This is a genomic window from Streptomyces lasalocidi (genome assembly GCF_005280215.1).
Classification (GTDB): domain Bacteria; phylum Actinomycetota; class Actinomycetes; order Streptomycetales; family Streptomycetaceae; genus Streptomyces; species Streptomyces longwoodensis.
In genome coordinates, this window is sequence record NZ_SZNQ01000001.1 from 1,840,981 (window position 1) to 1,859,594 (window position 18,614).

At 74.5% G+C, this 18,614-nt stretch carries 19 protein-coding genes; 11 read left to right on the forward strand and 8 right to left on the reverse strand.

Translation table 11 applies throughout. The annotated features are described in order from the left end of the window. Positions 1–77 precede the first annotated feature (77 nt). The 6 genes from cobM to cobC are packed head-to-tail and all read left to right on the forward strand — an operon-like array spanning position 78 to position 6,407. A complete protein-coding gene (cobM, locus tag E4U91_RS08235) occupies positions 78–896 on the forward strand; it encodes a precorrin-4 C(11)-methyltransferase (RefSeq protein WP_137306220.1) in 819 nt (272 codons plus the stop codon). Next, positions 893–2,188, forward strand: a complete 1,296-nt coding sequence (gene cbiE, locus E4U91_RS08240) for a precorrin-6y C5,15-methyltransferase (decarboxylating) subunit CbiE (protein ID WP_168218082.1) — start codon at positions 893–895, stop codon at positions 2,186–2,188. The genes cobM and cbiE overlap by 4 nt, the downstream gene beginning before the upstream one ends. Further along, positions 2,185–3,858 carry a precorrin-3B C(17)-methyltransferase gene (cobJ, locus tag E4U91_RS08245; protein WP_137306221.1) on the forward strand — a complete coding sequence of 558 codons (1,674 nt, stop codon included), beginning with the start codon at positions 2,185–2,187 and terminating at the stop codon, positions 3,856–3,858. Before cbiE ends, cobJ begins: the two co-directional genes overlap by 4 nt. Next, positions 3,855–4,442 (forward strand): precorrin-8X methylmutase, encoded by a 588-nt coding sequence (locus tag E4U91_RS08250; RefSeq protein ID WP_137306222.1) that lies wholly within the window; start codon positions 3,855–3,857, stop codon positions 4,440–4,442. The genes cobJ and E4U91_RS08250 overlap by 4 nt, the downstream gene beginning before the upstream one ends. Continuing rightward, positions 4,439–5,362, forward strand: a complete 924-nt coding sequence (locus E4U91_RS08255; RefSeq protein ID WP_137306223.1) for a sirohydrochlorin chelatase — start codon at positions 4,439–4,441, stop codon at positions 5,360–5,362. The genes E4U91_RS08250 and E4U91_RS08255 overlap by 4 nt, the downstream gene beginning before the upstream one ends. Continuing rightward, a complete protein-coding gene (gene cobC / locus E4U91_RS08260; protein WP_137306224.1) occupies positions 5,352–6,407 on the forward strand; it encodes an Rv2231c family histidinol phosphate aminotransferase CobC in 1,056 nt (351 codons plus the stop codon). Before E4U91_RS08255 ends, cobC begins: the two co-directional genes overlap by 11 nt. A 26-nt stretch (positions 6,408–6,433) precedes the next feature. On the opposite strand, the gene E4U91_RS08265 is transcribed toward cobC, so the two are convergent. The 6 genes from E4U91_RS08265 to E4U91_RS08290 all read right to left on the reverse strand — a co-directional run bounded on the left by E4U91_RS08265 (position 6,434) and on the right by E4U91_RS08290 (position 12,106). Continuing rightward, positions 6,434–7,330 (reverse strand): SCO1860 family LAETG-anchored protein, encoded by an 897-nt coding sequence (locus E4U91_RS08265; RefSeq protein WP_137306225.1) that lies wholly within the window; start codon positions 7,328–7,330, stop codon positions 6,434–6,436. A 268-nt stretch (positions 7,331–7,598) separates the two neighbouring features. Beyond that, positions 7,599–8,690: an amidohydrolase family protein gene (locus E4U91_RS08270; protein ID WP_137306226.1), complete on the reverse strand. Its 1,092-nt coding sequence runs from the start codon at positions 8,688–8,690 to the stop codon at positions 7,599–7,601. A gap of 33 nt (positions 8,691–8,723) precedes the next feature. Further along, a complete protein-coding gene (locus E4U91_RS08275) occupies positions 8,724–9,515 on the reverse strand; it encodes a PIG-L deacetylase family protein (RefSeq protein WP_137306227.1) in 792 nt (263 codons plus the stop codon). Between the two features lie 121 nt (positions 9,516–9,636). After that, on the reverse strand, positions 9,637–10,428 hold the full coding sequence (locus E4U91_RS08280) for an amino acid ABC transporter ATP-binding protein (protein ID WP_137306228.1): 792 nt from the start codon (positions 10,426–10,428) through the stop codon (positions 9,637–9,639). Further along, positions 10,425–11,258: an amino acid ABC transporter permease gene (locus E4U91_RS08285; RefSeq protein WP_137306229.1), complete on the reverse strand. Its 834-nt coding sequence runs from the start codon at positions 11,256–11,258 to the stop codon at positions 10,425–10,427. Before E4U91_RS08285 ends, E4U91_RS08280 begins: the two co-directional genes overlap by 4 nt. Continuing rightward, positions 11,255–12,106 carry a transporter substrate-binding domain-containing protein gene (locus tag E4U91_RS08290; RefSeq protein WP_137306230.1) on the reverse strand — a complete coding sequence of 284 codons (852 nt, stop codon included), beginning with the start codon at positions 12,104–12,106 and terminating at the stop codon, positions 11,255–11,257. Before E4U91_RS08290 ends, E4U91_RS08285 begins: the two co-directional genes overlap by 4 nt. Positions 12,107–12,300: 194 nt before the next feature. On the opposite strand from E4U91_RS08290, the gene E4U91_RS08295 reads away from it, so the two are divergent. The 5 genes from E4U91_RS08295 to E4U91_RS08315 all read left to right on the forward strand — a co-directional run bounded on the left by E4U91_RS08295 (position 12,301) and on the right by E4U91_RS08315 (position 16,618). Continuing rightward, complete coding sequence (locus tag E4U91_RS08295) at positions 12,301–13,404, forward strand: pyridoxal-phosphate-dependent aminotransferase family protein (protein ID WP_137306231.1); 1,104 nt, start codon at positions 12,301–12,303, stop codon at positions 13,402–13,404. A gap of 32 nt (positions 13,405–13,436) precedes the next feature. After that, complete coding sequence (locus E4U91_RS08300; protein WP_137306232.1) at positions 13,437–13,988, forward strand: DinB family protein; 552 nt, start codon at positions 13,437–13,439, stop codon at positions 13,986–13,988. Positions 13,989–14,305: 317 nt separating this feature from the next. Continuing rightward, positions 14,306–14,833, forward strand: coding sequence for a diaminobutyrate acetyltransferase (ectA, locus tag E4U91_RS08305; protein ID WP_137306233.1), 528 nt, complete (start codon positions 14,306–14,308; stop codon positions 14,831–14,833). 79 nt (positions 14,834–14,912) lie between these two features. Next, a complete protein-coding gene (ectB, locus tag E4U91_RS08310) occupies positions 14,913–16,184 on the forward strand; it encodes a diaminobutyrate--2-oxoglutarate transaminase (protein WP_137306234.1) in 1,272 nt (423 codons plus the stop codon). 29 nt (positions 16,185–16,213) lie between these two features. Continuing rightward, positions 16,214–16,618 (forward strand): ectoine synthase, encoded by a 405-nt coding sequence (locus E4U91_RS08315; RefSeq protein ID WP_137306235.1) that lies wholly within the window; start codon positions 16,214–16,216, stop codon positions 16,616–16,618. A 55-nt stretch (positions 16,619–16,673) separates the two neighbouring features. Here E4U91_RS08315 and E4U91_RS08320 read toward each other — a convergent pair whose 3' ends face one another. Both E4U91_RS08320 and E4U91_RS08325 read right to left on the reverse strand, forming a co-directional pair. Continuing rightward, positions 16,674–17,735, reverse strand: a complete 1,062-nt coding sequence (locus tag E4U91_RS08320) for an aminotransferase class V-fold PLP-dependent enzyme (protein ID WP_137306236.1) — start codon at positions 17,733–17,735, stop codon at positions 16,674–16,676. Between the two features lie 122 nt (positions 17,736–17,857). Continuing rightward, on the reverse strand, positions 17,858–18,574 hold the full coding sequence (locus E4U91_RS08325; protein ID WP_137306237.1) for a DsbA family oxidoreductase: 717 nt from the start codon (positions 18,572–18,574) through the stop codon (positions 17,858–17,860). Positions 18,575–18,614 lie beyond the last annotated feature (40 nt).

The following is an 18,614-nucleotide window of genomic DNA, read 5'->3' on the forward strand; positions in this document are numbered from 1 at the left end:
AGCCCGGGACGGTTGATCCGTCCCGCGACGCCCGTTACATCCCTGCTTGTTCCGCACGTTTCGAGAGGACCGAACCCATGGCCGATGCCCCCACCGGCAAGGTGACCTTCGTCGGTGCCGGCCCCGGCGCCGCCGACCTGCTGACGTTCCGCGCCGCGCGCGCCATCGCCGAGGCCGACGTGGTGATCTGGGCGGCCAGCCTGGTCCAGGCGGAGGTCCTCGAGCACGCGCGCGAGGGCGCCGAGGTGCTGGACTCGGCGACCATGTCCCTGGAGGACGTCGTCGCCGTGTACGAGCGAGCCCACCGCGAGGGCCTGCGCGTCGCCCGCATCCACTCCGGCGACCCGGCGCTGTGGGGCGGCACCCAGGAGCAGCTGGACCGCTGCCACGCGCTGGGCATCGCGACCGAGGTCGTGCCGGGCGTGTCGTCGTTCTCGGCGGTGGCCGCGCTCGCGCAGCGCGAGCTGACCATCCCGGAGGTCGCCCAGTCGGTGGTGCTGACCCGGCTCGGCGGCGGCAAGACGCCCATGCCGCCCGGCGAGGAGGTGCGGGAGTTCGCCCGGCACGGGACCACCATGGCGGTCTTCCTGTCGGCCGCCCGCAGCGGGCAGCTGGTGCGGGAGCTCCTGGAGGGCGGCTACCCCACGGAGACCCCCGTCGTCGTCGCCTACCAGGCGACCTGGCCGGAGGAGCTGGTCGTGAAGTGCACGATCGGCACGCTGGAGGAGACGGTCAAGGAGCACAAGCTCTGGAAGCACACGCTGTTCCTGGTCGGTCCGGCGCTGGACGCGCACGGCACGCGCTCGCACCTGTACCACCCGGGGCACTTCCACGGCTTCCGCAAGGCGGACCCGCAGGCCCGGCGGGCGCTGCGCGAGCGGGGGGCGAGTACGTGATCACGGTCGTGGGCGCGGGGACGGGCGGCCCGGCCTGCGCGGACGCCTCCCCGGGCGCCTCCGTGGGCGCTTCCCCGGACGCCTCCGCAGGCGCCTTCGCCGACGTCCTGGCGGGCGCCGAGCTGGTCGTGGGCGGCCGGCGACACCTGGAGGCGGCCGCGGTGCCGGGGACGGCCGAGCGGATCGTGCTCGGGCCGCTGGGCCCGGCGCTGGACGCGATCGAGGCGTACGTGCGCGCGGAGCGCCGGGTGGTCGTGCTGGCCTCCGGCGACCCGGGGTTCTTCGGGATCGTGCGGGTGCTGGCCGAGCGGTTCGGCCCGGACCGGCTCGCCGTGCGCCCCGGGGTGTCGTCCGTGGCGGCGGCGTTCGCGCGGCTCGGGCTGACCTGGGAGGACGCCGTCGTCGTCAGCGCGCACGGGCGGGACCTGCGCACCGCGGTGAACGTGTGCCGGGCGGAGCCGAAGGTGGCGGTGCTGACCGGCCCGGGCGCGGGTCCTGCGGAGATCGGTGCCGCGCTGCGGCCGTACGCGCGCACGCTGGTCGTGGCGACCGCGCTGGGCTCCCCGCAGGAGCGGCTGGAGCGGGTGACGCCCGCCGAGGCCGCGGAGCGCGACTGGGGCACGGCGGTGAGCGTGGTCGTCAGCCTGGACGAGCGGCGCTCGCCGGGCGGCGGCGCGCGGACGCTGGCGGGGCGGGGGCCGGGGCCCGCGGGCTGGGCCCTGGCCGAGGAGGCGTTCGCCCACCGCGACTCGATGATCACCAAGTTCGAGGTGCGGGCGCTGGCCCTGGCCCGGCTGGGGCCGCGCCCCGGCGACCTGGTGTGGGACGTCGGCTCGGGCTCCGGCTCGGTGGCCGTGGAGTGCGCGCGGCTTGGCGCCGCGGTCACGGCGGTGGAGAAGGCCGCCGACGGGGCCGGGCGGATCCGTGCCAACGCGGCCGCGCACGGCGTCGACGTGCACGTGGTGCACGGGACCGCGCCGGACGCGCTGGACGCGCTGGACGACCCCGACGCGGTGTTCGTCGGCGGGGGCGGGCACGAGCTGGCGGACGTGGTGGCCGCGTGCGCGCGGCGGGCCCGGCGGACCGTGGTCGTGGCGCTGGCCGCACTCGACCGGGTGCCCGCGGCCCGGGCGGCGCTCACCGGCGCCGGGTTCACCTGCGACGGCGTGCTGCTGCAGTCGTCGCGGCTGGCGCCGCTGCCGGGGGACGTGACCCGGCTGGCGGCCACCAATCCCGTTTTCCTGCTGTGGGGGGTACGGCCCCCCGCGACGAACGAAGGAGTTGCTCAGTGATCGGCCTGATTTCCGCCACCGCGGCGGGGGCGGCGGCGCGCGACCGGCTGGCCGCGGCGTGGCCGGACCGCACGCGCGTGTACGACGGTCCCGTGCCGGACGCCGTGCGCCGGGCGTTCGCGGAGTGCGAGCAGCTCGTGTGCTTCCTGGCCACGGGGGCGGTCGTCCGGCTCATGGCACCGCTGCTCGCCGGCAAGGCGGCCGACCCCGGGGTGGTGTGCGTGGACGAGGCCGGCCGGTTCGCCGTGTCGCTGCTCGGCGGCCACGGGGGCGGGGCGAACGCCCTCGCCGTCGAGGTCGGCGAGGTGCTGGGTGCCCGCCCGGTGGTGACCACCGCCACCGACGCCGTGGACCTGCCGGGCCTGGACACCCTGGGCCTGCCGGTGGAGGGCGACGTCGCGGGCGTGAGCCGGGCGCTGCTCGACGGCGAACCGGTCGCGCTCGACGCGGAGGTGACCTGGCCGCTGCCGCCGGTGCCGTTCGCGGACGGGCCCGCGGCGCACACCGTGCGGCTGACGGACCGTGCCGTCGAGGCCGGGCCGCGCGAGGTGCTGCTGCGGCCGCCGACCCTGGTCGTCGGCGTCGGCGCCTCCCGGGGCGCCCCCGCGGACGAGGTGCTGGGCCTGGTCGAGGAGGCGCTGCGGGACGCGGGCCTCTCGGCGCGCAGCGTGGCCGAACTGGCCACCGTGGACGCCAAGTCGGACGAGCCGGGCATCCTCGCGGCCGCCGCGCGGCTCGGCGTGCCGGTGGTGACGTACTCCGCCGAGGAGCTGTCGGCCGTCGACGTGCCGAACCCGTCGGCGGCGCCGCTCGCCGCCGTCGGCACGCCCTCGGTCGCGGAGGCCGCCGCCCTCGTGCGGGGCGGACAACTCCTCGTCCCCAAGCGGAAGTCGGCCATGGCCACCTGCGCCGTCGTACGGCGGCCGGGGCGCGGACGGCTCGCGGTGGTGGGCCTCGGCCCCGGCGCCCGGGACCTGCTCACCCCGCGGGCCCGCGACGAACTGCGGCGCGCCTCCGTGCTGGTGGGGCTCGACCAGTACGTCGACCAGATCCGCGACCTGCTGCGGCCCGGCACCCGGGTGCTGGAGTCGGGGCTCGGCGCGGAGGAGGAGCGGGCCCGCACCGCGGTCGCCGAGGCCCGCGCGGGCCACGCGGTCGCGCTGATCGGCAGCGGCGACGCGGGCGTGTACGCCATGGCCTCCCCGGCGCTCGCCGAGGCGTCGGACGACATCGACGTGGTCGGCGTGCCCGGCGTCACGGCGGCCCTCGCCGCCGCCGCGATCCTCGGGGCGCCGCTGGGCCACGACCACGTGTCGATCAGCCTGTCCGACCTGCACACGCCGTGGGAGGTCATCGAGCGGCGGGTGCGGGCCGCGGCCGAGGCGGACCTCGTGGTGACCTTCTACAACCCGCGCTCGCGCGGCCGGGACTGGCAGCTGCCCAAGGCGCTGGCGGTCCTCGCCGGGCACCGCACGCCGGACACGCCCGTCGGCGTGGTGCGCAACGCGTCCCGGCCCGACGGGTCCGCGCGGCTGACCACGCTGGGCGCCCTGGACCCGGCGACGGTCGACATGATGACCGTGGTGACCGTGGGCAACACCGCGACCCGGGACATCGCGGGCCGCATGGTGACGCCGCGCGGCTACCGCTGGCAGGAGGCGGCCGAGTGAACCGCGTCGTCCACCCCATCGAGGAGGAGTCCTACCGGCGGCTGCGCGCCCGGCTCGACACCTCGCGCCTCCCGCCGTTGACCCGGGCGGTGGTGGAGCGGGTGATCCACTCCGCCGCCGACCTGGCGTACGCCGACGACCTCGTCATGGACGAGGCCGAGCTGGTCGCGGCGCACGCCGCGTTGCACGCCGGGGCGCCGGTGGTCGTCGACGTCGAGATGGTCGGCGCCGGCATCACCCGCCGGGAGACCGTGTGCCGGCTGAAGGACGCCGTGGCCGGTCCCGGGCTGACCCGGTCCGCGCACGGCATCCGGCTCGCCCACGAGCAGGTCGGGCCCGGCGCCCTCTGGGTGATCGGCAACGCGCCGACCGCCTTGGAGGAACTGCTCACGCTGGACGCGCGGCCCGCGCTCGTGATCGGGCTGCCCGTCGGCTTCGTCGGCGCCGTCGAGTCCAAGGCCGCGCTGCGCGAGAGCGGGCTGCCCGCCGTGAGCAACGTGTCCGAGAAGGGCGGCTCGGCGGTCGCCTCCGCCGCGCTCAACGCCCTGCTGTACCACCCCACTTCCGTCGAGGAGACATCGTGACCACCCCGCCGCCCGCCCTGCTCATCGCCGGCCACGGCACGCGTGACGACGCCGGAGCCGAGGCGTTCCGCGACTTCGTCCGGGAGCTGGGGCGCCGCCATCCCGAACTGCCCGTCGCGGGCGGCTTCATCGAGCTGTCGCCGCCGCCGCTCGGCGACGCGGTGACCGAGCTGGTGGAGCGGGGCGTACGGCGCTTCGCCGCCGTCCCGCTGATGCTGGTGTCCGCCGGGCACGCCAAGGGCGACATCCCGGCGGCACTGGCCCGCGAGAAGGAACGGCACCCGGGGATCTCCTACACCTACGGCCGTCCGCTGGGCCCGCACCCGTCGCTGCTGCGGGTGCTGGAGCGGCGCCTGGACGAGGTGCTGGACGGGGTGGACCGCGCCGAGGTGACCGTGCTGCTGGTCGGACGCGGCTCGACCGACCCGGACGCCAACGCCGAGGTGTGCAAGGCGGCCCGGCTGCTGTGGGAGGGGCGCGGGTACGGCGCGGTGGAGACGGCGTTCGTGTCGCTGGCGGCGCCGGACGTGCCGAGCGGCCTGGAGCGGTGCGCGCGGCTGGGCGCGCGGCGGATCGTCGTGCTGCCGTACTTCCTGTTCACCGGCATCCTGCCGGACCGGGTGCGCCGGCAGACCGAGGAGTGGGCGGCCGCGCACCCCGGCCTGGACGTGCGCGCGGCGGACGTCATCGGTCCGGAGCCGGAGCTGCTCGACCTGGTCATGGAGCGGTACGCGGAGGCCGTCGGGGGCGACCTGCGGATGAACTGCGACTCGTGCGTGTACCGGATCGCGCTGCCCGGGTTCGAGGACAAGGTGGGGCTGCCGCAGCAGCCGCACTTCCACCCGGACGACGACGGCGACCACCACCACGGGCACGGTCACGGGCACCACCACGGGCACGGTCACGCCCATGCCCACTGAGCACGACCTGCGCCACCACGGGGACGCGGAGGTCCGCGACGACGGGGCGGCGCTGGTCGACCTCGCCGTGAACGTGCGGGCCGGCACCCCGCCGCCGTGGCTGCGGGAGGTGATCGCCGGTTCGCTGGCCTCCCTGGCCGCCTACCCCGACGGGCGGGCGGCGCGGGCGGCGGTGGCCGCGCGGCACGGGCTGCCGGCCGAACGGGTGCTGCTGACGGCGGGCGCGGCCGAGGCGTTCGTGCTGCTGGCCCGGGCGCTGCCGGTGCGGCGGCCGGTCGTGGTGCACCCCCAGTTCACGGAGCCGGAGGCGGCGCTGCGGGACGCGGGGCACGAGGTGGGCCGGGTGCTGCTGCGGGCGGAGGACGGCTTCCGGCTCGACCCGGGGGCCATGCCCGAGGACGCCGACCTGGTGGTGATCGGGAACCCGACGAACCCGACGTCGGTGCTGCACCCGGCGGACCTGATCGCCGGGCTGGCCCGGCCCGGGCGGACGCTGGTCGTCGACGAGGCGTTCATGGACGCGGTGCCGGGCGAGCGGGAGGCGCTGGCCGGGCGGACCGACGTGCCGGGGCTCGTGGTGCTGCGCAGCCTCACCAAGACGTGGGGGCTGGCGGGCCTGCGGATCGGGTACGTCCTGGCCGCGCCGGGGACGATCGCGGCGCTGGAGCGGGCGCAGCCGCTGTGGCCGGTGTCGACGCCGGCGCTGGCGGCGGCCGAGGCGTGCGTGTCCGCGCGGGCCCTCGCGGAGGCGGACCGTGCGGCGCACCGGGTGGCGGCCGACCGGGCCCACCTCGTGGCCGGGCTGGAGGAGTTCGCCGGGGACGGCGTGCGGGTCGCGGGACCGGCCGAGGGCCCGTTCGTGCTGCTCGGCGTCCCGGGCGCGACGGCGGTACGACGACGGCTGCGCGACCTGGGCTTCGCGGTGCGGCGCGGGGACACGTTCCCGGGGCTGGGCGAGGACTGGCTGCGGGTGGCGGTGCGGGACCGGGGGACGGTGAACGCGTTCCTCCAGGCCCTGGACAGGGCCCTGACGTCCCTCCCCTGACCCCGCCGCTCCCCCGGCCGCACGGGTCAGTTCCTGCGCCGCGCCAGGGCCACCGCCCCTGCTCCCGCCGCCAGCAGGACCGTCGCGCCCGCGGCCAGCCACGGGGTGAAGGAGTTGCCGCCCGTCTCCGCCAGGTCGGCCGTCTCCGGGGCGCCCTGCGGCTCCACCTCGGGCTTCGGGGCGGGGTGGGACGCGGGGCGGGGCGGCGGGGCCTCGCACGCCGCCTCGGCCAGGGTCAGGGTGCCCTCCACCTCGGCGACGTTCAGGTGCAACGGGTTGACCGTGACATGCAGGCGCAGGGCGGTCGCCGCCGCGGTGCGGGACGTCGTCGCGCGGTGGGCGAAGTCGAGGCGGACCTCGCCGACGCCGGGCACCTTCACGTCGGTGGTGCCGCCGCTCGTCACGGAGACGCGCTTGCCGAGGACCGTCACGGAGGCCGGGAGCGTCGAGGAGGCCACCGGGGCCGCGCCCCGCGCGCAGGTCGCCTTCGACGTCACCGCGTCCACCTCGACCACCGACAGCAGCGGCAGGCCGGGGACGTGCAGCCGGGCCCGGGCCAGCCGGGCCGACGCCTCGGCCCGGTCCGCGGTCACCGTCGCCTCCGACCGGGCGGCCTCCGCCCTCAGCAGGCTGAAGGGGCGGCCCCCGTCGACGCCGTCCAGCGTCGCCGTGAGCGACGTCTTCTCCGCGCTGCGCGGGGCCCGCACCTCGTCGAGGGAGAGCGCCAGCGGGACCTGGACGGTCTTGTTGAGCAGGGACACGTCCAGGCCGGTACGCAGGACGGCGGCGCTCGCGCTGCCCCGGTCGCCGGTGGCCTGGGCGGGCGCCGCGCCGGCCAGGACCGCGGGACCCGCGGCGAGGGCGGTGGCCGCCGCGGCGGCGGCGAGGCGGCGTGCGGGCATGCGGAAGGTGGTGCCGTTCACGGTGTGGGACCCCCAGAGGAGACAGTCTCGGGACCAGCACAGAATTACGCACTCCGGGTGAACGGTCAGCGATCCAGGGTGACTTCACCCCATCGTGGGGTTTCCGCGCGCAGTTTCGAATTCGGCGGCACGGGTGTTCCCTTCTGTCTCCCGTCCGTCTCCCGCGTATCTCCGGACGGGCGGACCGGCCGGTCGGCGCCCGGCGCGCGGGACGGAGTGCACCACGCCGGCCGGCCCGCACGGTGACGGTCCGTCGGCCCGCCCGGTTTCAGCCGACCACCCTGCCGTTCAGCACGATGCGGCGCGGTGCCGCGAGCACCCGGACGTCCTCGCGCGGGTCCGTGTCGTAGACCACCAGGTCGGCGGGGGCGCCCTCGTCGAGCGCGGGGCGGCCGAGCCAGGCGCGGGCCGACCAGGTGGCCGCCGCGAGGGCGTGCAGGGGCGGCAGGCCCGCCGTGACGAGTTCCTGGACCTCGGCGGCCACCAGGCCGTGCGGCAGGGAGCCCCCGGCGTCGGTGCCGACGAACACCGGGATGCCGGCGTCGTACGCGGCGCGCACGGTGTCGTAGCGGCGTGCGTGCAGCCGGCGCATGTGGGCGGACCAGGCCGGGTACCTCTGCTCGCCGCCGGCGGCGAGGTCGGGGAACGTGGCGATGTTGACGAGCGTCGGGACGATGGCGACACCGCGCTCCGCGAACAGCGGGATCAGGTCCTCGGTGAGGCCGGTCGCGTGCTCGACGCAGTCGATGCCCGCCTCGACCAGGTCGCGCAGCGAGTCCTCGGCGAAGCAGTGCGCGGTCACCCGCGCGCTCAGCCAGTGTGCCTCGGCGATGGCCGCCTGAGCCGCCTCGCGCGGCCAGCAGGCGGCCAGGTCGCCGAGGTCGCGGTCGATCCAGTCGCCGACCAGCTTGACCCAGCCGTCACCGCGCCGGGCCTCCCGGGCGACGTACGCGACGAGGTCGGCGGGTTCCACCTCGTGGGCGTAGCCGCGCAGGTAGCGGCGGGTGCGGGCGATGTGCCGGCCGGCCCGGATGATCTTCGGGAGGTCCTCGCGGTCGTCCACCCAGCGGGTGTCCGAGGGCGAGCCCGCGTCGCGGATCAGCAGGGTGCCGGCCTCGCGGTCGGTCAGGGCCTGCTTCTCGGCCACGTCGGCGTCGACCGGGCCGTGGGCGCCCAGGCCGACGTGGCAGTGGGCGTCGACGAGTCCGGGCAGCGCCCAGCCCTCGACGGTGGTCACGTCCCGGGCGCCGGCCGGGCGGTCGTAGGAGACACGGCCGCCGACCACCCACAGCTCGTCCCGGACGTCCTCGGGCCCGGCCAAGACCCTGCCCCTCACGTGCAGCACCGCGCGATCGCTCATGCACCGCACCTTAGCCAGCGGGCCGGCGCCCGGTCACTGCTCCCAGGGCGGTGGGCCGTCCAGGGTGAGCGGGAAGACGTCGAAGAGGACCGCGGCCCGCACACCGAGGGCGGGTCCGGCCCGGTGGGCGGCCCACGTGAGGAAGCGGCCGGGGTCGAAGGCGCCGGCGCCGAGGCCCTTGGTGTACTCGGCGTGGGCGGCGAGCGAGGCGATGCCGCGCTCCAGCGGCTCGCCGGTGACGTCCACGCCGTGGGTGGGGCGCTCGGCGCCGGCGAAGCAGACCAGGCGGACGCCGTCCCAGGGCTGGAGGCCCTCGTCGGCGAGCTCGGGGAAGATCCACCGGTTCCCCGCGTCCCGGGCGGCGTCGAGCGCGGCGAGGCCGACGGCGCGGTGGTCGGCCTGGTTGACGATGCCGCCGACCATCCGCACGGTGTACGCGCCGGTCAGCACGACCTGCGGCCGGTGCCGCCGCACGGCGCGCACGAGGTCACGGCGCAGGGCGGGCCCGTACTCGACCGCTCCGTCGCGGTGGTCGAGGAACTCCACGGTGTCCACGCCCACCGCACGGGCCCCGGCGCGTTCCTCGGCCTCGCGCAGCGGCCCGGCCCGGTCGGGGTGCAGCCCGTCGATGCCGGCCTCGCCGCGGGTGGCGAGCAGGTACGTGACCTCCTTGCCGCGCGCGGTCCAGCGGGCCACGGCGGACGCGGTGCCGTACTCGATGTCGTCGGGGTGCGCGGCCACGGCCAGGGCGCGGTCCCAGTCCTCCGGCAGGTGCGGCAGCGGCGGGTCCGCACCGGGGCCGCCCGCGTCGTCGTGCGTCGTCATGGGGTGCATGATGACGCTTCGCCCGCCCCGGGCGACAGAGGCGCGTATGTCCGGATCGGTCGGATCCGGGGCGTCCGGGGCGGGCGGGGCGGGCGGGGCGGCGCGGCGACCGGGTCGGACGTCAGGCGTCCTTGCCGACCTGGTCGGAGGTGCCCTCCTCCACGTCGGCCATCGCCGGGTCGAGGAGGCGGGACAGGAAGTGGCGGGTGCGCTCGTGGCGGGGGTGGGCGATGACCTGCTCGGGGACGCCGTCCTCGACGACCACCCCGCCGTCCATGAAGACGACCCGGTCGGCGACCTCGCGGGCGAAGGTCATCTCGTGGGTGACGACCATCATCGTCATGCCCTCCTGGGCGAGCATGCGCATGACCGCGAGGACGTCCCCGACCAGTTCCGGGTCGAGGGCCGAGGTGGGCTCGTCGAAGAGCATCACCTCCGGGCCCATGGCGAGCGCCCGGGCGATGGCGACGCGCTGCTGCTGCCCGCCGGAGAGGGAGGACGGGTAGGCGTCCGCCTTCTCCGCGAGGCCGACCCGCCGGAGGTTCTCGGCGGCGACCCGCGCGGCCTCGGCCTTGCCCCGCCGCAGCACCCGGCGCTGGGGCAGGGTGAGGTTCTCGGTCACCGTGAGGTGCGGGAACAGGTTGAACTGCTGGAAGACCATGCCGATGCGGCGGCGCACGGCGTCGATGTCGACGTCCGGGTCGGTGACCTCGGTGCCGCCGACGACGACCTGCCCCTGGCTGGGCTCCTCCAGCAGGTTGACGCAGCGCAGCAGGGTGGACTTGCCGGAGCCGGAGGGGCCGATGACGCAGACGACCTCGCCCTGGCCGATCTCCAGGTCGATGCCGCGCAGCACGTGGTTGTCGCCGAAGGACTTGTGCAGGCCCTTGATCTCGATCTCGGGTCGGCTCACTTGACGGCCTCCTGGGCCTTGGCCTCCATGCGGCGCACGACGAAGCCGAGCGGGATGGTGATCAGCAGGTAGCACAGGCCGGCCACGAGGATCGGCGTGGAGTTGGCGGTGGTGCTCGCCAGGTCCCGGCCGTACTTGGACAGTTCGCGCTCCTCCAGGGTGACGCCGAGGAAGAGGACCAGCGAGGAGTCCTTGAACAGCAGCACCAGTTCGTTGGTGAGCGGCGGGAGGATGATGCGGAACGCCTGCGGGATGATGATCGAGACCATCGCCCGGGCCGGGGAGAAGCCCAGGGAACGGGCCGCCTCCATCTGCCCCTTGGGCACCGCCTGGATGCCGGCCCGGATCGTCTCGGCCATGTAGGCGGCGGCGACCAGGCCGAGCGCGAGCGCGACCTTGCCGTAGGTGCCGCCGACGATCTCCGTGCCGGGGAAGGCGAGCGGGAGCGCGACGCCGATGAAGATGAAGATCAGCAGGGCGGGCAGGCCGCGGAAGATCTCGATGTAGATCCCGGCGAGCCAGCGGTAGGGGCCCACCGACGACAGCCGCATCAGCGCGACGATCATGCCGAGCGCGAGGCCGACGACGAAGCCGGACACCGTGTACAGCACGGTGTTCTTCAGCGCGAGCGTGATGACGTCGGGGAACATCTGCCGGGCGATGTCCCACTGCGCGAACTGGTTCTTCAGCCGTCCCCAGTCCGCCGTGACCGCGAAGGCGACCACGGCGGCGACGAAGACGACGTACTGCGCGCCGCGCGACAGGCGGCGCTTCTGACGCCGGGTCAGCCCCTTGGCGCGGGGCTGGATTTCGGTGTCGGTGGCGGTCATGAGGCCGACGGGGAGGCCGCGGACGCGTCGTACGGGCCGATCCACTTCTCGTACAGCTTCTTGTACGTGCCGTCGGCCTTGGCGTCGGCGATGGCCTTGTTGATCGCGGTGCGGAGCTTTGTGTTGCCCTTCTTCACCGTGAAGCCGTACTGCTCACCGGTGTTGAGGTTGTCGACCACCTTGAAGGCGGAGGCGTTGGCCTTGTCCTTCAGCCAGCCCTGCACGACCGGGTAGTCGATGATGACGGCCTTGACCTGGCCGGTGCGCAGGCCGTTGAGGACGGCGTCGGAGGACTCGAAGGACACCGGGTCGAAGCCCTGCTTCTTCGCGTAGTCCTCGCCGGTGGTCTGCGCCTGGGCGCCGAGCTTGACGCCCTTGGACTTGACGTCGGCCAGGGAGTCGACGCCGCTCTTCTTGTCGACCAGGACGGCCTGGGTGGCGTCGAAGTAGGGGTCGGAGAAGTCGACGTTCTTCTTGCGCTCCTCCGTGATGGTCATGCCGGCGGCGGCCAGGTCGCACCCGCCGGAGTTGAGGAACGCGCCGGTCTTGAAGTTCTCGAACGGCGTGTCGCGGATCTGCTGCTTCACGCCGAGGTCCTTGGCGACCAGGTCGATGAGGGAGACGTCGAAGCCCTGCACCTTGCCGTCGATCTCCGACTGGAAGGGCGGGTACGGCAGGTGGGTGCAGGTCGTGAGCCGGCCGGCCTTGACGAGTTCGACCCCGCCGGCGGCGGTCTTGGAGCCGCTGCCGCCGTCGTCGCTCGACGTGCAGCCGGCCACGAGGACCAGTCCGGCCGTCGCGGTGGTGGCGGCCAGGATGCGGGCGCGGCGCCCGAGGAGCGTGTTCATGGGGAATCTCCCTGGGAGGGAACTGTGCGTTCCGATTATAAGGAGGCGTTTGGGTGTCTCAAACCAAACCGATGGTACGGGGGCCGTCCGGCCTAAGAAGTCGCCGGTGGCGGACGCGCGGGGACCAGGGACCGGGTGCGGCGGGCCAAGGATTAGGCTCGGCGGGTCGACCCTGCGAGCGAAAGAGCACCGCCGTGACCCATCCCTTCCTGGACCTCGCCCCGCTGAGCGCCGCCCGCTTCGCCTCCATCGAGGACCGGGTGGCGAAGCTGCTCGACACCCGTCAGGACGTCGTGGTCACGCAGGGCGAGGCGCTGCTGCCGCTGGAGGGCGCGATCCGCGCGACCGCCGGCCCCGGCACGACCGCGCTGAACGTGATCACCGGCCCCTACGGGCAGACGTTCGGCGACTGGCTGCGGGACTGCGGCGCCACGGTGATCGACCTGGCGGTGCCGTTCCACACGGCGGTCAAGGCCGCGCAGGTCCGGGAGGCGTTCGCCGAGCACCCGGAGATCGACTTCGTGTCGCTGGTGCACGCGGAGGCGGCGACCGGCAACACCAACCCGGTCGCGGAGATCGGCGAGGCGGTGCGCGCCCAGGGCGCGCTGTTCTACCTGGACGCGGTGGCTTCCGTCGGGGCCGAGCCGGTGCTGCCGGACGCGTGGGGCGTGGACCTGTGCGTCATCGGGGCGCAGAAGGCGATGGGCGGCCCGGCCGGGGTGTCCGCGGTGTCGGTGAGCGAGCGGGCGTGGGCCCGGATGGCGGCGAACCCGAGGGCGCCGCGCCGCTCCTACCTGTCGTTGCTCGACTGGAAGGAGCGCTGGATCGACGGCGGCCGCAAGGCGCTGCTGCACGCGCCCGCGCAACTGGAGATGCTGGCGCTCGAGGCGTGCCTGGAGCGGATCGAGGCGGAGGGCCTGGACGCGGTGATGGCCCGGCACGCCTCCGCCGCGGCGGCGACCCGGGCGGGTGTGGCCGCGCTCGGCGGTGGCCTGGAGCCCTACGTCCACGAGGCCGGCGAGGCCGCCCCGGTCGCCACGACGCTGCGCACGCCGGACGGGGTGGTGGCCGCCGAGCTGGTGGCACGGGCCCTGGCGGCGGACCCGGCCCTGCCGCTGGCCGCGGGCGGCGGCGCCCTGGCCCGGGAGATGATCCGGGTCAACCACTACGGCCCCGACGCGACCCCGGGCGCGGTCCGGGCGTGCCTGGCGGCACTCGGCACGGCGCTGGCGGAGTCCGGCGCGGAAGACGTCGACGTGACGGCGGCCCTGCGGGCGGCGGCGGAGGAGTGGCGGTAGGCGGTGTCAGACCCGCGTGCCACGCTCCGCGCATGACCACTGACACGTCCGGCGACCCGTCCGACGACACCTCCGGCACCCTGCCCGACGGCCGTCCCGTCCCCCCGCTGACCGGCGACGAGCGTTCCCAGCTCGTGGGCTGGCTCGACTTCCACCGCGCCACGCTGGAGGCGAAGTGCGCGGGGCTGGACGACGCGCAGCTGCGGCGCGCGTCCGCCGAGCCGTCGGCGCTGACGCTGCTGGGGCTGGTGCAGCACCTGGCCGAGGTGGAGCGGACCTGGTTCCAGCGGGTGGTCGCGGGCCTGGACGTGCCGCCGGTCTTCGAGGAGGCGACGGGGTACGCGCTCGCTCCGGAGCGGGGTCTCGACGAGGTGCTCGCCGCCTGGCGCGGGGAAGTCGCCCGCAGCCGGGAGCTGATCGCCGGGCGGTCCCTGGAGGACACGGGGCGGCTCGTGGATCCGCCGATGGCCGGTCTCGAGGTGACTCTGCGCTGGGTGCTCCTCCACCTGCTGGAGGAGTACGCGCGGCACAACGGACACGCCGATATTCTTCGCGAACGCATCGACGGAACGACCGGGGTCTGAATGAGCGGCATTCGGCACCGCATTCACCGGGAATTCCTCGAAGCAGCTTCCCGCCTTCTCCTGCCCGGTTATCCGTAGGTCAAACGCGGAGATTTCGCGAACACGACCCGAAGGATTCCGGGCGGCTTCCGTGACGGTCCCGTCCTTGTGACGGGTTCCACAAGCTGCCCGTTTCGCGGCAATATACGCTGACATAATTGGGCAGAACCCAGGCGGTCCGCGCACTCGCACCCACCCGCGCGATAACACATCGACCCGCCTCACCCAACCCCGTCCGGCCATGCAATTTTGCATTTCGCTCGGTAAATTCGTTCCGCATGACCGCCGCACATGCAGACCTGCTCACCGACCGTCTCGCGGACCGTCCCTCCCTCGCGGACGGGGCCGCGCTCTGGCGAATCGCAAAGGATTCCCGGACCCTTGACCTGAACTCGTCCTACAGCTACCTGCTGTGGTGCCGTGACTTCGCCGGCACCTCCGCCGTGGCGCGCGGCGAGGACGGGACGCCCGTCGGCTTCGTCACGGGCTACGTCCGGCCGGACGCCCCGCGCACCCTGCTGGTCTGGCAGGTGGCGGTCGACGCCGCGCAGCGCGGGCACGGGCTCGCGGCGGCGATGCTCGACGGCCTGGTGCGCCGGCTCGCCGCCGAGCAGGGGGTGGACACCGTCGAGACCACCATCACCCCCGGCAACACCGCCTCCGAGCGGCTGTTCACGTCGTTCGCGGCCCGCCACGGCGCGCAGGTCACGCGGGAGGTCCTGTTCGGTGCGCCGCTGTTCCCGGACGGCCCGCACGACCCCGAAGTCCTGTACCGCATCGGCCCGTTGACCCCGCCCCAGCACTGAGCCGGGTCCGAGCACGCACCCGTCCCGCCCGCACACCCCGACGCCGACCAGCACACCCCGACCGAGGAGTTCCTTCACCGTGACCATCACCCAGCCCGACCTGAGCGTCTTCGAGACCCTGGAGTCCGAGGTGCGCAGCTACTGCCGCGGCTGGCCCGCCGTCTTCGACCGCGCGCAGGGCAGCCGGATGTACGACGAGGACGGCCACGCGTACCTGGACTTCTTCGCCGGGGCCGGCTCGCTGAACTACGGCCACAACAACCCGGTCCTCAAACGGGCGTTGATCGACTACCTGAGCCGGGACGGCGTCACCCACGGGCTCGACATGTCGACCGTCGCCAAGCGGACCTTCCTGCAGACCTTCCAGGACCTGGTGCTGCGGCCGCGTGACCTGCCGTACAAGGTCATGTTCCCGGGCCCGACCGGCACCAACGCCGTGGAGTCCGCGCTGAAGCTGGCGCGGAAGGTGAAGGGGCGCGAGGCGATCGTGTCGTTCACCAACGCCTTCCACGGGATGTCGCTGGGGTCGCTCGCCGTGACCGGCAACGCCTTCAAGCGGGCCGGGGCCGGTGTCCCGCTGGTGCACGGCACGCCGATGCCGTTCGACAACTACTTCGACGGCCGGGTCCCGGACTTCCTGTGGTTCGAGCGGCTGCTGGAGGACCAGGGCTCCGGGCTGAACAAGCCGGCCGCCGTGATCGTGGAGACCGTGCAGGGCGAGGGCGGCATCAACGTGGCCCGGCCCGAGTGGCTGCGCGCGCTCAAGGAGCTGTGCGAGCGGCAGGACATGCTGCTGATCGTCGACGACGTCCAGATGGGCTGCGGCCGTACCGGCGCCTTCTTCTCCTTCGAGGAGGCGGGCGTCACGCCGGACGTCGTCACCGTGTCCAAGTCGATCAGCGGCTACGGGCTGCCCATGTCGCTGTGCCTGTTCCGGCCCGAGCTGGACGTGTGGGAGCCGGGCGAGCACAACGGCACCTTCCGCGGCAACAACCCCGCGTTCGTCACCGCCACGGCCGCGCTGGAGACGTACTGGACCGACGGCTCCGTGATGGAGAAGCAGACCCGGGCGCGCGGCGAGCAGGTCGAGCAGGGGCTCATCGCGATCTGCGAGGAGAACCTGGCCGACGTGAAGGAATACCGCGGGCGCGGCCTGGTGTGGGGCCTGGAGTTCCACGACCGGGGCCGCGCCGAGCGGGTGGCCCGGCGCGCCTTCGAACTGGGCCTGCTGATCGAGACGTCGGGCCCGCAGAGCGAGGTCGTCAAGCTGCTGCCCGCCCTCACCATCGGCCCGGACGAACTGGACGAGGGCATGGACGTCCTCGCCCGCGCCGTCCGGGAGACCGTCTGACCCGCCCCCCACAGAAGGGATCGCACCACGTGATCGTCCGTTCGTTCAAGGACATCGAAGGCACCGACCGGCACGTGCGGGCGGCGTCCGGCACTTGGGAGAGCAAGCGCATCGTGCTCGCCCGGGAGCGGGTCGGCTTCTCGCTGCACGAGACGGTCCTCCACGCCGGGACCGAGACGTCCATGTGGTACGCCCACCACGTCGAGGCCGTCGTGTGCGTGGAGGGCGCGGCCGAACTCACCGACCACGAGACCGGGAAGACCTACACGATCACCCCGGGGACCATGTACCTCCTGGACGGCCACGAGCGGCACACGCTGCGCGTCGCGGAGGACTTCCGCTGCATCTGCGTGTTCAACCCGCCGGTCACCGGCCGGGAGGACCACGACGACGACGGCGTCTACCCCTTGCTCACCGAGCCCGAGGAGGCGTGAGCCGCCCATGGGCCGGGGCCTCCTCGTGGGACGGGAGGCTCCGGCTCGGTCCCGTTCAGCCGGTCAGGGCCCCGAGCAGCCGGTCGACGTCGTCGGTCGTGTTGTACAGGTGGAAGGCCGCGCGCAGGTTCCCGGCGCGGTCGGAGACCTCGATGCCCGCGCGGCTCAACTCGCGCTGGCGGGTCCCCAGTCCGGGCACGGAGACGATCGCGGAGCCCGGCGCGGGCACCGGCGTGTGGCCGAGGTCGGCGAGCCCGGCCCGGAACCGGTCGGCGAGCGCCACGTCGTGGGCGTGGACGGCTTCCACGCCCAGCTCCTCGATCAGCTCCAGGGAGCGGCGCAGGCCCGCGAAGGTGAACAGGGCCGGGGTGAGGTCGAACCGCCGTGCGGAGCGGGCGAGTTCCTGGACGGGGCCGTAGCAGCTGTCCCAGGGCGCCTCGCCCGCGACCCAGCCCGCGAGCACCGGGGTGAGCCCGCCGAAGTCCTCGGGGACCACCAGGAAGGCCGCTCCGTGCGGGCCGAGCAGCCACTTGAAGGAGACCGAAGCGCTGAAGTCGAAGGCGTCGGCGGCCATCGGCAGCCACCCGGCGGACTGGGAGAAGTCCACGTAGGTGCGGGCACCGTGCTCCCGGGCGGCCTCGCGCAGGGCCGCGAGGTCGGCGACGCGGCCGTCGGCGGACTGGGCGGCGCTGACCGCGACGAGGGCGGTGCCGGGCCGGACGGACTCGGCGATCCGCTCCAGCGGCACCGCGCGCACCTTGAGGTCGCCGCGGACGTGGAACGGATTCAGCACCGAGGTGAAGTCGTCCTCCGCGGTGAGGACTTCGGCGCCCGCCGGCAACGAGGCGGCGATCACCCCGGTGTGCGCGGCGACGCTGGCGCCGACCGCCACCCGGGTGGCCGGGACGCCCGCGAGCCGGGCGTACGCGGCGCGGCACGCCTCGACGTCCTCGTGCAGCGGGGTCAGCGGGCGGCCCTCGGCCCGCAGCACGGCCGCCTCGTGCAGGGCGGCGACGGTGCGTGCGGGCAGCAGGCCGTTGCTCGCCGTGTTGAGGTAGGTGCTCCGGGGAGCGAACTCGGCGCGGACGAGACGGTCGAACGTCTGCGTGGTCTCCATGGCTCCACTCTGCGGTCCACGGGAGTCCACGTCCATTGCGATTTTTTGCGCGGTTTCCCCAAGCGACGCTTATGGAACCGCGCCGAGCTGCGGTTTCCCGGGCGGCCCGGGTGCTCCCCGGGTCAGTGCTGCGGCACCGCGCAGCCGTCCGGGCCGCACGCGTCGGCGTCGCCCTGGTCGAGGAGGGTCAGCGGGGAGCGCGCGCCCCAGGCCTGGGTGAGCGCCTGGGCGAACACCTCGGCGGGCTGGGCGCCGGAGACGCCGTACTTCCGGTCGAGGACGAAGAAGGGGACGCCGTTGGCGCCGAGTTCGGCCGCCTCGCGCTCGTCGGCGCGGACCTCGTCGGCGTAGGCGGCCGGGTCGGCGAGCACCGCGCGGACCGCGTCGGCGTCCAGACCGGCCTCGACGGCGAGCTCGACGAGGCGGTCGTCACCCTCGGTGAACAGGGACCGCTCCTCGGCGAAGTTCGCCCGGTAGAGGACCTGGATCAGCTCGTCCTGCCGGCCGTGCTCCTTGGCGAGGTGCAGCAGGCGGTGCAGGTCGAAGGTGTTGCCGTGGTCGCGGCCCCGGGTGCGGTACGCCAGTCCCTCGGCGGCCGCCTGGGCGCCGAGGTTGTCCTCGCCGGCCCGGGCCTGCTCCTCGCTCAGCCCGTACTTGCGGCTGAGCATGGTGATCACCGGCTGGACGTCGTCCTTGGCGCGGCCGGGGTCCAGCTCGAAGGAGCGGTGGACCACCTCGACCTGGTCACGGTGCGGGAAGGCCGCGAGCGCCTTCTCGAAGCGGGCCTTGCCCACGTAGCACCAGGGGCAGGCGATGTCGCTCCAGATCTCCACGCGCATGCTGTCGGCTCTTCTCCAGGTCTCATCCGTACGGGGACTC